Below are 12,528 nucleotides of genomic sequence, written 5' to 3'. Positions count from 1 at the left end.
TCTATATTGACGTCTATATAGACAGACCATCCACACTCTCACTCACTAGCGCAATGCGTCCTTCCTCGGATGCGTACGTTCCGACTGTGTGGGCGTCTTCTGGACGTGAGTCAGCGAGGGTTGACAACGTTTGTTGAGATGCAGTGCGAGTTGGTGTTGATCGATCAAACTGTTGCATTGGAGGCCAACCGCGTCGACGCATTCCGGATCTGAATGGTCTCAGTCAACAAGTCGCTCAAACGCCCTGTGAACACAACTCGTTGATATCTCCCATAGCAACGAGCGCCAGCTTCTGATGGCCCTGATCCCTCAGGAGGCCGGCTGCTCGCCACGCTCGCAACCCGCTGCGGCAACAGAGCACGATTCGGCTCGAATGTGAGATATCCCGGCTCCGTTCCACGATCGTGTCCACGGTCGCGCGGCGGGCCTGAGGAAACGGAGAGACCAACACCTCATCAAGGCTTCTGAGCTCAAAAACAGTATCGTCGGCGTTGACATCCAATGGCGCGATAAACGGCGGCGCGAAACCAATCGCCTCTGGTGCATCCAGGAACGAAAACCCGCCAAACTCCAGTTTCTGCAGATCAACCGAAACCAGCTGCCCGAGCGGAGATGGGTCCAAGCCAAGAATCAGGGCCAACACCATCTGCGCCTGCAACCCGCCAAGCACGCCGACGACCGAGCCCAGGACACCCAGCGTGGCGCAACTCCCTAGGTTCTGAGGAATATCCGGAAACACGGATCGGTAGCTCGGAGCACCGGCACAGAAGGCGCCGACATAGCCTTTCAAGCCCACACAGGACGCACTGATCAAAGGCTTGCCCGCTGCCTTGCAGATGTCGCTCAGATTGTACGTGACCGCAATGCTATCAGCGGCATCCACGATGACATCGGCGCACCTCACGAGATCCTTTGCCGCGGCCGGATCGAGATAGAGGGCAAGCGCGTCAACAACCACGGACGGATTGAGGACTTCGAGAGCCTTGCGAGCAGCCTCGGCCTTCAGCTGGCCAATGTCGGTCGTACGATAGAGCGGCTGACGGTGAAGGTTGCTCTCGTCAACGCGGTCATGGTCGACGATTGTGAGGTGCCCGACTCCGGCCCCTGCGAGATATTGCAGGACGGGACACCCAAGGCCGCCGGCCCCGACGACCAGAACCGAGGATGAAGCAAGCTTGGCTTGGCCAGCCTCACCCACCGCCGGGAGGACGATCTGTCGTGCGTAACGTGCAGTCATACGATTGCCCTCGTGACTGCCATCCAACGGCGGGTTTGGTGCTCCGGGTCCGGGTGCCGGAGAATGTCCGTCACCACCGCCGCACTGTCGGCGCCCGCAGCCAGAACCCCTGGGATGCGGTCGATGGTCAGACCACCGATGGCAACGAGCGGGATCTCGCCAATGAGCTGCTTCCACTCCATGATGCGGCTCAAGCCTTGGGGATTCCAGGGCATCTGCTTCAGGACGGTCGGATAGATCGGTCCCAGAGCCACGTAGTCCGGCGCAACGGAGAGTGCCTGATCGAGTTCGATGTGATCATGCGTACTGACCCCCAGCCGGATCCCGGCCGCTCGAATGGCCGCCAGATCCGCGCCCGCGAGGTCATCCTGCCCGAGGTGAACGAAGGTGCAGCCCTCCGCAATGGCGAGCCGCCAGTAATCGTTGACCACGAGGTGAGCACCATAATGTTCGCAGCAGATCTTCGCCTCTCGAATCTGACGTGCGATCGCGGCATCGGACGCGCCCTTTATGCGAAGTTGTATGAGTTTCACGCCGAGCGGTACCAGGCGCCGCACCCAAGCCGCGCTGTCGACAATGAGATAGAAGGGGTCGAGCACGAGCGTCATGTCAGCATCGCCCTGCCCAGAACCGGGGTCGACGGGCTCGCAATCTCCCGCGGCTCCATCGGAATGGCGTGCCGTGCCAGACGGCCAGCCTCAACCGCCAGGGCGAAAGCCTTGGCCATCCCGACTGGATCACCGGCCTTGGCAACCGCGGTGTTCAGAAGAACCGCGTCGAACCCAAGCTCCATGGCGGCAGCCGCGTGTGAGGGCAGGCCAATCCCGGCGTCGACCACAAGCGCCACATCGGGGAAGTGGGCCCGGAGCATCCTCAATCCGAGGACGTTATTGAGACCTCTGCCTGAGCCAATCGGTGCGCCCCAAGGCATCAGAACCCGACATCCCGCCGCGAGCAGGCGTTCGGCCACAACGAGATCCTCCGTCGTATACGGAAAGACCTGGAAGCCCTCTTCGGTCAGAATTCGCGCAGCGTCGACCAGGCCGAAGACGTCCGGCTGGAGCGTGTCCTCCTCCCCGATCAGCTCGAGTTTGACCCACGGCGTCCCGAACATCTCCCGGGCCATATGGGCCGTCGTGACTGCCTCCTTGACCGTGCGGCATCCAGCTGTATTGGGCAGAACGCGTGTGCCGAGATCACGGATGATCGACCAGAAGGCCTGTCCGGCCTGAGTGCCACCCGCCTCGCGCCGGAGTGACACGGTCACCACCTCCGCCCCCGAGGCTTGGACAGCCGCTGCCAGGATGGCCGGGGATGGATACTGGGCGGTTCCCAGCATCAAAGGCGACGCAAGTTCGACATCATACAGCAGCATGCCTCAGCCTCCTTGCATGGGCGCGAGAACCTCGAGGCGATCGCCGTCGTTCAGCGCGATGGCCGATCGCTGAGCCGCTGGCACAAACCGTTCATTCACGGCCGTGGCCACAACGGCATCGCCGAACTCGAGCTCACACAGAGTGCGCGACAGGATCCGTTCCTCAATCTCACGCTCCTCACCATTCAGGATAATCCTCATGTGTCATCTCCAAAGTCGCTCAAGGGTGGAAGACTGCATCGGCGACCCAGGTCGCGAAGGCGGGGGCGAGCAAAAATCCGTGGCGATACAGGCCGTTGAAGGAGATCGTGCGGCCAGATTCCCGGATTGCGGGCAGATTGTCAGGAAAGGCGGGTCTGACATCGGCTCCAAACTCGATAATCTCGGCCTCGCCGAAGGCCGGGTGAACAGAATACGCTCCATTGAGGAGTTCAACCGCTGAGCGCACTGTCACGCGACCTCGATCTGAGCTCTCGATCATCGTTGCTCCAATCATGAAGAGCCCGTTTGCGCGCGGCACGATGTAGAGGGGGATGCGCGGATGAAGCAGGCGAACAGGGCGTTGGAGGAAGATCTCCCGTGTTCTGACAAGCAGCATCTCACCCTTGACGCCACGCAAGTCCGGAAGATTTCCCTGCCCGGCAAAGCCGCGACAGTCGATGATGCGGTCGACACTATTATCCCCGATGGGAGCCTCGGCACCGAATCGCAGAGAGACACCAAGCTCTGTAAGACGCGCGGCGAGTGCGGTCAGCGCGCTGCGGGGATCAAGGTGTGCTTCGTCCGCGAAGAACAGGCCTTTGTGGAACCGTCCTTTCAGATCAGGCTCGATCTCGGCAATCCGGGCGCCATCGACCCAGTCAAAGCGCTCCGTCCTGCGCGCAAAGTGAGCGAGGTCGCCCACGTCGCGCGGCTGTGCGACCACCAACGTACCCTTGCGCGTGGTCCCGGGGAAGCGCCGCAGCCACCAGTCGATCGCACGATGGCCCAGTTCCGCCACGACCGGATCTGCGCTCTCGCGTTCACACCAGGGCGCGAGCATACCGCCCGCGTACCAGGAGCACGCGGCCGCCCCGAGATGCGGGCCACGGTCAATCACCTCGACCATGGCGCCGCGCTCGGCCAATTCCAGTGCCGCTGTCAGGCCAGCGACACCGGCGCCGATGACACGGATGCGCATGCCGCTACTCCGCGGCGGGGACGTAGAGACTACCGCCGCCGGCCAGGAACTCGCGGCTCTTGGCGCGCATGCCAGCCAATTGCTCCTGAGCCTCAGGGCTCATCGCCGCCACCTCGGCCCGCAGGTCCTGCGTGATCTTCATCGAGCAAAACTTCGGCCCGCACATTGAGCAGAAGTGAGCCACTTTGTGCGCGTCCTTCGGCAGGGTCTCATCATGATACGCGCGCGCCGTATCCGGATCGAGGGAGAGGTTGAACTGGTCCTCCCAGCGGAAGTTGAAGCGGGCCCGAGACAAGGCGTCGTCCCGCATCTGTGCGGCCGGGTGTCCCTTCGCAAGGTCGGCGGCATGGGCTGCAATCTTGTAGGTGATGACCCCGGTCTTCACATCATCCCGGTTGGGAAGGCCCAGGTGCTCTTTCGGCGTCACATAGCAAAGCATCGCCGTGCCGAACCACCCGATCATCGCTGCACCGATTCCGGATGTAATATGATCGTATCCAGGCGCGATGTCCGTGGTAAGCGGGCCGAGGGTGTAGAAGGGTGCCTCTCCGCACGCGCGGAGTTGCTTGTCCATGTTCAGCTTGATCTTGTGCATCGGCACATGGCCGGGACCTTCGATCATGACCTGGCAGCCCTTGTCCCAGGCGACCATTGTCAACTCGCCCAGAGTCTCGAGTTCGGCGAACTGGGCAGCGTCATTCGCATCGGCAATCGATCCGGGACGCAGCCCGTCGCCCAGCGAGAACGAGACGTCATAGGCCCGCATGATGTCGCAGATCTCGTCGAAGCGCTCGTAGAGGAAGCTCTCCTTATGGTGCGCCAGGCACCAGCGGGCCATGATCGAGCCGCCGCGGGAGACAATGCCCGTGACCCGATCGGCCGTGAGCGGGACATAAGGCAGCCGTACGCCTGCGTGAATGGTGAAGTAGTCGACCCCCTGCTCAGCCTGCTCGACGAGCGTGTCCTTGAACACTTCCCAGTCGAGCTTCACCGGATCCCCGCCCACCTTCTCCAGCGCCTGATAGATCGGGACCGTGCCAATCGGCACCGGCGAATTACGCAGAACCCAGGAGCGGATGTTGTGGATGTTGCGGCCGGTGGAGAGATCCATCACCGTGTCGGCGCCCCAACGGATGGCCCAGGCGAGCTTTTTCACTTCGTCTGCCGTTGTCGAGACGACCGCCGAGTTGCCGATATTGGCGTTGACCTTGACCAGGAAGTTGCGCCCGATCACCATCGGCTCCAGTTCCGGATGGTTGATGTTGGCCGGAATGATGGCACGCCCGCGGGCCACCTCCTGGCGCACGAACTCCGGGGTGATGAAGGCTGGGATCGCAGCCCCGAAGCTCTCACCATCGGCGATCGTTGCCTCGGCTTCCGCCAGCATCGCCTCGCGGCACAGGTTCTCGCGATGGGCGACGTAGATCATTTCCTCCGTAACGGCCCCGGCGCGGGCGAACTCATATTGCGTCACCATCTGACTGCGTACCGCGCGGCGCACGATGCGCTCGGCTGGGCATGGCGCCACAAGCGCGTCAGCTGAGACATTTCCGTTGTCCTCAGGCTTCACAGGCCGCGCCTCGACCGCCGCATAGTTCCGCGCTGCAATCCAGGGCTCGCGCACAAGTGGCAGCCCCTTGCCAAGATCGATGGTTGCAGCCGCCTCGGTGTAAGGGCCTGAGGGGTCGTAAACGCGGACCGGTGCCTCATTGGGATCCGTCAGGACAATCTCGCGGAAAGGCACCCGGATATCGGGTCTGCTCTCAGGTGCCGCATAGGCCTTTCGCGAGCCCTGAATTGGACCGGTGGTGACGGATTGGGGAGCACCCTTAGGCGCATCGACATGAACAGTCACTGGATCTCTCCTCTTTGACAAAGGGAGATCCGGGCAAGCGAGCTGAGGGATCGCGTGTCGCTCGGTAGTTCCAGTCCCTCCGCCGGTATGACCCGGATCAGGTTCAAGGGTCACGGCGGATCAGCCGACTCTCAGCCCCTCACAGGGCTCCCCTCGGAACGGATGCGATCCTCGTGGAGGTGGTCTCGGCTGTCAAGAGCTGAACAGATTGGTTCTTGCAAAAGGAGAACCAAGGAATTATCACGGCAGCATCTCCTTGGGGTGCCCGCTCGGGCTGAGAGGTCTTCTCGATCAACCCATCGAACCTGATCCGGATGATGCCGGCGGAGGGATTGCGAGATGGCGAGTACACCAGCGTTCGGATCGGATGCTTTTAGTCTTCGAGAAGTGGCCAGGCATCTGCTCAGCCACCTTCGCGGTCAGCGCACACGCGTCCATACGATCACCAGTGCTGAGGCGCGAACCTTTACGTTTAACTTTTTGCTGGACGCAGGTGGCATTCGCTCTCTGATCCCCGCGCTGCTCGCCGATCTCGGCAGGCTCGACAGCAAGCGTTGTGCGGCGGTCCCGAAGGCTATCGCGGCTGCTCGCGCGCACGCCAAGCCCTGGATCCTCAATTCCGACTTTGTCGAAGCCTCCCCGCTCCGCCTGGAATCTGCTCGCACCGGCCTTACCGGCAGGTCGCATGTCCTGCGCTCCGACGCAGACGAGCTTTCGGCTCTCGCGGGAGAGGACGCGACACCTGAAACGGTGCAGGCCTTCGCGAAGGCTCACGATACTATCGCGGCCCTGATTGGCGCGGTGGGCTGGATGACGGATCGCGTCCCCATCATTCGCGTCGAGAACAGTCATCCGCTGATGATCCGAGTGAATGCCACGGGATGCGCCAGAACCACCCTCGGCGCAGCACTTGGTTTCCTGCATGGCAGCCACTTGAAGCGCCGGCTACGGCATAGGGCGGATCAGGGTCTGATATCGCGGGGTGTTCTGGCATGACCACCATCGCCGTCACGATCGCGGGCTCGGATTCAGGCGGTGGCGCCGGCATCCAGGCAGACCTCAAGACCTTCTCGGCCCTCGGCGTCTATGGTGCGAGCGTGATCACCGCGCTCACAGCCCAGAACACGACTGGTGTTCAGAGCATTCACGATGTTCCTCCTCAGTTCGTCACACAGCAGATCGACAGCGTCTTTTCCGATCTCACCGTCAACGCGGTGAAGGTCGGCATGCTGTCACAACCTGCTGTCGTCGACGCTGTGGCGGAAGGGCTTGTGCGTTACAGGGCGGCGCGGATCGTACTCGATCCCGTGATGGTGGCGGCAAGTGGCGATCGCTTGCTCGTGCCGAGGGCCATTGACGCGCTGCGCCGCGTGTTGCTCCCCATGGCGCTGCTCGTCACGCCAAATCTTCCGGAGGCTGCGGCGCTCCTCGACGAGCCGTCGGCTCAGGACGAGCAGTCCATGTGCCGCCAGGCCAAGCGCATCCTGGCGCTAGGCCCTAGAGCCGTCCTGGTAAAAGGCGGCCACGGCATGGGACTGGAGAGCACCGACATTCTCATGGATCAGCAGGGCATATGGCGCTTTGCGGCGTCTCGCATCACCACGCGCAACACGCATGGCACCGGCTGCACCCTGTCCTCGGCCATTGCAGCCGGGCTTGCCAAAGGCCTGTCGCTCAATGATGCAGTTGAAGCCGGGAAGAGCTTCATCAGTGCCGCCATCGGTGCTTCCGACCAACTCCAGATCGGGCGCGGGCACGGACCCGTGCATCACTTCCATGCCAAGCGGTCCTAAGCATCACGCCGTGCGGCGCTTGGCATTGGTGCCTCGGCTCTTGCCGCCCTGACTGTCGTTCGCGCTCAGCCCCTGCGCTAGCGCATGGTTCACCTCGTGACCAAAGAACCGCACCGGCCTCGGAATCTCTGCGCACCCGATCACCGAGCACATCAATGCGATGAGCGGCGGCCGACTTCAGATCCACCTTTTTGCTACAGGCGAGATCGTGCCGCCGGTTGCGGTGCTTGATACGGTCTCCAATGGAACCGTCGAGATGGGGCACACGGCATCACATGCCTCCCCATAATCCTCCTCATGATTCAGCTCCAGACTCGTCAGCTCCGCACTTGGGTGTAACGCTGCCATCCCGCTGACCGCAACCGACAGGCGTCGCACTCGCCACAACCAAAGCCCCAGTCGTGCCGGATGCCGCGATCCCCGTTGTAGCAGGTATGCGTCTCCTGCACGATCAGTTCGACGAGCGCGTCCCCGCCCAAGGTCTCGGCCAAGGCCCAGGTTTCGGCCTTGTCGATCCACATCAGCGGCGTCTCGAGCACCAGCCGCGCGCTCATGCCGAGGTTGAGCGCGGTCTGGAGCGCCTTGATCGTGTCGTCGCGGCAATCGGGATAGCCGCTGAAGTCCGTCTCACAGACGCCCGTCACCACGCGCTTGAGGCCGCGCTGGAAGGCGACGATCGCCGCAAAGGTGAGAAACACCAGATTGCGCCCGGGCACGAAGGTCGCCGGCAGGCCATCCGCCCGGCTGCTGGCCACTGGCAGGTCCGCCGTCAACGCGCTCACACTCACCTCGCCCAGCACGTCGAGCGGGATCACCCGGTCCGGTCCGAGGCGGCTGGCCCAGAGCGGCGACAGACTGGCAAGCGCCTGCCGGATTGGCTCCCGACAGTCCATTTCGACGGCGTGGCGTTGACCATACGAGAATCCGATGGTCTCGACCCGCTCGTAGCGCGACAGCGCCCAGGCCAGACAGGTAGTCGAGTCCTGTCCGCCCGAAAAGACCACGAGAGCGGAGGACTCAGCGGCGTTCATGGTCAGCCGGCGCATAGTAGGTGCAGGTTTCGCCGCAGCTATCGCGGTAGATCGTCACCCTGGCGATCGGTCCGATAGGCTGGACCCGCTCGAAAATGAACCGGGTGATGTTCTCCAAAGTCGGCCGCTCCAGCCCCTCGATGCGGTTGAGGAACTTGTGATCGAGCGTCCGGCGCATCTCTGCGAGCTTGCCCTCGAGCAGGCCAAGATCAATCAGCATGCCCGTTTCGGGATCGGGCAGTCCGCGCACGGCGACCTCGGCCCGGAAGGAATGGCCATGGATCTCCTCGCTGGCAGGTCCGAGCGTGGTGCCGGTCAGCGTATGGGCGGCTTCGAAGTTAAACGACTTGGTGAGTTCCCACATCAGCGGATTCCTAAGTACTTATGGGCTTGGAGGCTCAACCGCCATTGCGGGTGAGCCAGGCAATATTCGACGGCCAGCGCCGTGTTCGCGACCTGATCCGGTCCATCCATCGGCTGAAGCGAGAACCGCTCGAAGGCTAACGAGGCAAACCGCTCGGGCGGGGCATCCTCTTGCGGATAGACCAGCTTCAGCTCATGGCCGGCCCGGATCTTGAGGTCGGCGCTTCCTTTCGGGCTGACGCAAATCCAGTCGAGCCCCGGTGGGGGCTCAATGGTGCCGTTTGTTTCGACTGCGATCGTGAAGGAGCGGCGGTGCAGTTCATCGATGAGAGCGGAATCGACCTGGAGCAGCGGTTCTCCGCCTGTCAGCACCACAAGCCGGTGATCAGTCCCAGGGCCCCATTGCTCCTCAATGCGGTCGCACAGGTCGGCGGCGGTGGCATGGCGTCCGCCGAAGGTCCCGTCGGTGCCCACGAAGTCCGTGTCGCAGAACCGGCAAGCCGCCGCGGCCCTGTCGCTCTCTCGTCCTGACCAGAGATTGCACCCGGCAAAGCGGCAGAAGACGGCGGTTCGTCCGGCTTGGGCGCCTTCGCCCTGAAGCGTCAGGAAGATCTCTTTGACGGCGTAGCTCATTTACGCTGCACCTATAGTCGGCGCCGATCTGGTCGGGAGGCGTCCTACGGTGGAGATACCGACGATGGCGTGAGACAAGCTGAGGCGCGTGAGGGTTCGCTCTGCGGCGGATTTGTGCGCGAGCGTGACGGAGTCCAATCCGCCGGAACAGATGACGAAGGTGTTCACCAGAGCTCCTTGTTTTGACCGGGTAGGCTGCGACCGGATCGGCTCACGTGCCGATGAACGTGAAGTGGATGGACCTGTGAACGCGCGGCTCTACCAAGCGCTCACCCAACCGGTTCTGCGCGGCATAAACGATAATAGACATGCAGGTGTCAATAAGAATGCATTCCATCACACGCTTCCTCAGAGCCGCCATGGCTTGTCAGCAGGAGGGATAGAGTAGCCTGATCTGCTCAAGCACCGAAGCCGAGGGTGGACTGAAATTGCGGCTGGCTTCGAGCAGTGCCTCTTGGCCCTCCTATCAACCAAAGCTCGACTTCTGGCGCAAACCGCGACAGAAGGAGACCCGTCCTGATCTGAAGTGAGCCATGACAGCGATCCTGAAAGAACTCGGCACACGCACCTTGATCATGGGTGTCCTGAACGTCACGCCCGACTCGTTCTCCGACGGCGGCCTTTTCCGGGACCCTGCCGTTGCCGTTGCACATGCCCATGACATGGAGCAGGCGGGCGCTGACATCATTGATGTCGGCGGGGAGTCCACGCGGCCGGGGCATATGCCCGTGGGGGCCGATGAGGAGCAGCGGCGCGTCATCCCGATTATTCGTGAGCTTGCGCAGATCCTGAAGGTGCCGATCTCCATCGACACCTATCGGGCGTTGACAGCCCAGGCTGCCCTTAGGGCGGGAGCGAGGATCGTCAACGACATCTGGGGATTCCAGCGCGATCCCGACATGCCGGCAGTCGTGGCGGAACATGATGCTTTCGCAATCGTGATGCACAATCGCGCAGAGGTCGATGCTTCGCTCGACATCATGGCCGACATGCTGCATTTCTTTGAGCATTCCCTTACTCACGCCCGCCAAGCCGGCATTCCGGATGCACGTTTGATCCTTGATCCCGGCATTGGCTTCGGCAAGACGGCCGACCAGAACCTGGAGGCGCTGCGCCGCCTGCCGGAGCTGAAGACACTGGGCTTCCCCGTGCTCGTGGGAGCCTCCCGCAAATCGGTCCTGGGCCGCTTTTACGATCCGCAAGTCCCCCCACGAGACCGGCTCTTTGGCACCTTGGGAGCGCATCTGGCCGCCGTGAGCCGGGGTGCCGACATCGTTCGCGTCCATGACGTCAAGGCTCACGTCGAGGCCTGCCGCGTGGCCGATATCTTGCTGAGGACCCTGCCGTGAGCGACACGATCACAGTCTCCCGTCTGGCGCTGTACGCCCATCATGGCGTTCATGCCGAAGAGGCCCGTCTGGGACAGCGGTTTTACGTCAGCGTGATCTGCTCGCTCGACCTGAAGCCGGCCGGGCAGGCCGATGATTACCGACAGACCGTCTGCTACGCGAGCTTGGCCAAGCTCGTTCACGAGATCGGCACGACGCGTCGCTTCCATACCATTGAGGGCCTTGCCGAGGTGATCGCCACCAGCGTGCTCGACGACTTCCCGCCGGTGGCGGCCGTGACGGTCCGGGTCGAGAAGCCTGAGGCGCCGGTTCCGTTCATCCTCGATGGTGTGAGCGTCGAGATCAGGCGGTCGCGCGATGGCTAGGGTCACGCTCAGCCTCGGCAGCAATCTCGGCGACAAGCGCGGCAATATCGCCAAGGTGCTGTCAGCTCTTGACGCGGGTGGGGCAAGAATTCTCACCCGCTCTGCAGACTATCGCACAGAGCCGTGGGGACCTGTTGCTCAGGACTGGTTTGTGAATGCCTGCGCCGTTGCTGAAACCGAGCTCGCGCCGCATGACCTCCTGGCCCTGTGCCTTCGGGTGGAGCAGGAGTTGGGGCGGGTTCGCGAGGTCAAGTGGGGACCTCGGGTGATCGACGTCGATATTCTCACCTACGATGATCTTGAGGTGAACACCCCCAGCCTGACGCTTCCCCATCCGTATCTGGCGGAGCGCGCCTTCGTTCTGGTGCCGCTGGCCGAGATCGCACCCGATCTGCAGCTCGGTCGGAAAATGATTGCCGACATCCTCGCTGACTTGAATTGCAGTGACATCACGAAGCTGGCCTAGCTGAGTGCACGGCTGCTGCCGCCAATTTCCAACGTCCGGCCAATCTCACAAACCGTTGCTAATTCATCAAGGCGAGGAGATTGGCGCGGAGTACGCATCCGAGCTGGGCCGCCTTGTGGGACTGGGGCATTTGGAAGAGCACTGGCTCGATCGACGTCGATATGGACGGTGCTATAGCCATGGACATTATCAGGGAGCATGGGCCGGTCAGCCGCCCGGACGTGGTCGACACTGGTCGTCGCCGCCGTTTCAGCGATGAAGCAAAGCTGGCAATTGTGGCCGAGAGCTATCGCGAGCCGAAGCAGGTCTCAGCCACGGCGCGCCGGCACGGGATCACCCGCTTTCAATTGAACAGCTGGCGCAAGGCTCACAGAGAAGGACGGCTTGGCGCCGGGTCATGGGATGGGTTGTGCCCGCCCTGGTCGTGCCGGACGCTCACGCGCCCTTGGAGTCTTCCGTGCCGAATGCGCCGGTGCCGCATCCTCCCTGCGGCCTCGGTCGGATGGAGGTTGTCACGGCCAACGGGCGGCATGTGATCGTCGACCGGGATGTCGACATCGAGGCGCTGCTGCGGATCATCCAGGGCCTCGAGGCGCTGCGATGAACCTCTTTCCGATGAGCTCGAGCCTCAAGGTCTGGCTGGCGACCGGGCATACCGACATGCGCTGTGGCTTCCCCACTCTGGCTCTTCGGGTGCAGGAGATTTTGAAGCATGATCCTTTGGCGGGCCATTTATTTTGCTTCCGGGGACGCAAAGGTGATCTGATCAAAGTGATTTGGCATGACGGTCAGGGAGCCTGCCTGTTCACGCGAAGGTTGGAGAAAGGCCGCTTCATCTGGCCGAATGTGGAGGGCGGCGCTGTTGCGATCTCACCGGCGCA

General features: G+C 62.5%; 16 protein-coding genes, 2 pseudogenes and 2 riboswitches. Of the genes and pseudogenes, 8 read left to right on the top strand and 10 right to left on the bottom strand.

The genetic code is table 11. The features are described from left to right. Nucleotides 1-235 precede the first annotated feature (235 nt). From JKL46_RS32590 to thiC, 6 genes are read right to left on the bottom strand one after another with little or no spacing between them, the layout of a single operon-like run. Nucleotides 236-1,237: a HesA/MoeB/ThiF family protein gene (locus JKL46_RS32590; RefSeq protein ID WP_201842445.1), complete on the bottom strand. Its 1,002-nt coding sequence runs from the start codon at nt 1,235-1,237 to the stop codon at nt 236-238. Then, on the bottom strand, nt 1,234-1,845 hold the full coding sequence (locus tag JKL46_RS32585) for a thiamine phosphate synthase (protein WP_201842443.1): 612 nt from the start codon (nt 1,843-1,845) through the stop codon (nt 1,234-1,236). The genes JKL46_RS32590 and JKL46_RS32585 overlap by 4 nt, the downstream gene beginning before the upstream one ends. Continuing rightward, the gene (locus JKL46_RS32580; RefSeq protein ID WP_201842441.1) at nt 1,842-2,612 is read right to left on the bottom strand and encodes a thiazole synthase; all 771 of its coding nucleotides are present in this window, start codon (nt 2,610-2,612) and stop codon (nt 1,842-1,844) included. The genes JKL46_RS32585 and JKL46_RS32580 overlap by 4 nt, the downstream gene beginning before the upstream one ends. Before the next feature lie 3 nt (nt 2,613-2,615). Next, nucleotides 2,616-2,813, bottom strand: coding sequence for a sulfur carrier protein ThiS (gene thiS, locus JKL46_RS32575; RefSeq protein ID WP_201842439.1), 198 nt, complete (start codon nt 2,811-2,813; stop codon nt 2,616-2,618). 19 nt (nt 2,814-2,832) lie between these two features. Then, nucleotides 2,833-3,792, bottom strand: a complete 960-nt coding sequence (gene thiO, locus JKL46_RS32570) for a glycine oxidase ThiO (RefSeq protein ID WP_201842437.1) — start codon at nt 3,790-3,792, stop codon at nt 2,833-2,835. A 4-nt stretch (nt 3,793-3,796) separates the two neighbouring features. Then, nucleotides 3,797-5,647: a phosphomethylpyrimidine synthase ThiC gene (gene thiC / locus JKL46_RS32565; protein ID WP_201842435.1), complete on the bottom strand. Its 1,851-nt coding sequence runs from the start codon at nt 5,645-5,647 to the stop codon at nt 3,797-3,799. A 56-nt stretch (nt 5,648-5,703) separates the two neighbouring features. Beyond that, a riboswitch (TPP riboswitch) is annotated at nt 5,704-5,811 on the bottom strand. Between the two features lie 83 nt (nt 5,812-5,894). Further along, a riboswitch (TPP riboswitch) is annotated at nt 5,895-5,996 on the top strand. Between thiC and JKL46_RS32560 the strand changes: the two genes are divergently transcribed. The 3 genes from JKL46_RS32560 (at nt 5,987) to JKL46_RS37095 (ending at nt 7,729) form a co-directional block, all read left to right on the top strand. Further along, complete coding sequence (locus JKL46_RS32560) at nt 5,987-6,643, top strand: hydroxyethylthiazole kinase (RefSeq protein ID WP_210381533.1); 657 nt, start codon at nt 5,987-5,989, stop codon at nt 6,641-6,643. It overlaps the preceding riboswitch by 10 nt. Next, nucleotides 6,640-7,440: a bifunctional hydroxymethylpyrimidine kinase/phosphomethylpyrimidine kinase gene (gene thiD / locus JKL46_RS32555; RefSeq protein ID WP_009489057.1), complete on the top strand. Its 801-nt coding sequence runs from the start codon at nt 6,640-6,642 to the stop codon at nt 7,438-7,440. The genes JKL46_RS32560 and thiD overlap by 4 nt, the downstream gene beginning before the upstream one ends. A 124-nt stretch (nt 7,441-7,564) precedes the next feature. Then, complete coding sequence (locus JKL46_RS37095) at nt 7,565-7,729, top strand: hypothetical protein (RefSeq protein WP_425493342.1); 165 nt, start codon at nt 7,565-7,567, stop codon at nt 7,727-7,729. Between the two features lie 28 nt (nt 7,730-7,757). Here JKL46_RS37095 and queC read toward each other — a convergent pair whose 3' ends face one another. From queC to JKL46_RS36050, 4 genes and pseudogenes are all read right to left on the bottom strand, one after another. Beyond that, nucleotides 7,758-8,471, bottom strand: coding sequence for a 7-cyano-7-deazaguanine synthase QueC (queC, locus tag JKL46_RS32545; protein ID WP_201842447.1), 714 nt, complete (start codon nt 8,469-8,471; stop codon nt 7,758-7,760). Beyond that, nucleotides 8,458-8,835 carry a 6-pyruvoyl trahydropterin synthase family protein gene (locus JKL46_RS32540; protein ID WP_009489055.1) on the bottom strand — a complete coding sequence of 126 codons (378 nt, stop codon included), beginning with the start codon at nt 8,833-8,835 and terminating at the stop codon, nt 8,458-8,460. Before JKL46_RS32540 ends, queC begins: the two co-directional genes overlap by 14 nt. Beyond that, nucleotides 8,835-9,467, bottom strand: coding sequence for a 7-carboxy-7-deazaguanine synthase (queE, locus tag JKL46_RS32535; protein WP_201842431.1), 633 nt, complete (start codon nt 9,465-9,467; stop codon nt 8,835-8,837). The genes JKL46_RS32540 and queE overlap by 1 nt, the downstream gene beginning before the upstream one ends. A gap of 15 nt (nt 9,468-9,482) precedes the next feature. Further along, nucleotides 9,483-9,635 (bottom strand): annotated as a pseudogene (locus JKL46_RS36050) (7-cyano-7-deazaguanine synthase QueC); the annotation flags it as partial. A 365-nt stretch (nt 9,636-10,000) separates the two neighbouring features. Between JKL46_RS36050 and folP the strand changes: the two are divergent. From folP to tnpB, 5 genes and pseudogenes are all read left to right on the top strand, one after another. After that, nucleotides 10,001-10,816, top strand: a complete 816-nt coding sequence (folP, locus tag JKL46_RS32530) for a dihydropteroate synthase (protein ID WP_201842429.1) — start codon at nt 10,001-10,003, stop codon at nt 10,814-10,816. Beyond that, entirely contained in the window at nt 10,813-11,181 is a 369-nt protein-coding gene (folB, locus tag JKL46_RS32525) for a dihydroneopterin aldolase (RefSeq protein ID WP_201842427.1), read from the top strand. Before folP ends, folB begins: the two co-directional genes overlap by 4 nt. After that, the gene (gene folK / locus JKL46_RS32520; RefSeq protein ID WP_009489050.1) at nt 11,174-11,647 is read left to right on the top strand and encodes a 2-amino-4-hydroxy-6-hydroxymethyldihydropteridine diphosphokinase; all 474 of its coding nucleotides are present in this window, start codon (nt 11,174-11,176) and stop codon (nt 11,645-11,647) included. Before folB ends, folK begins: the two co-directional genes overlap by 8 nt. Before the next feature lie 179 nt (nt 11,648-11,826). Further along, a pseudogene (tnpA, locus tag JKL46_RS32515) lies at nt 11,827-12,251 on the top strand (IS66-like element accessory protein TnpA). Beyond that, nucleotides 12,248-12,528 (top strand): IS66 family insertion sequence element accessory protein TnpB (tnpB, locus tag JKL46_RS32510; protein ID WP_201842425.1); only part of this gene is annotated, 281 nt, incomplete at its 3' end. The pseudogene tnpA and the gene tnpB, both read left to right, overlap by 4 nt.

Origin of the sequence: Microvirga zambiensis WSM3693 (assembly GCF_016735695.1) — a bacterium.
GTDB lineage: Bacteria > Pseudomonadota > Alphaproteobacteria > Rhizobiales > Beijerinckiaceae > Microvirga > Microvirga zambiensis.
This window is presented reverse-complemented; position numbering and strand designations above follow the sequence as displayed.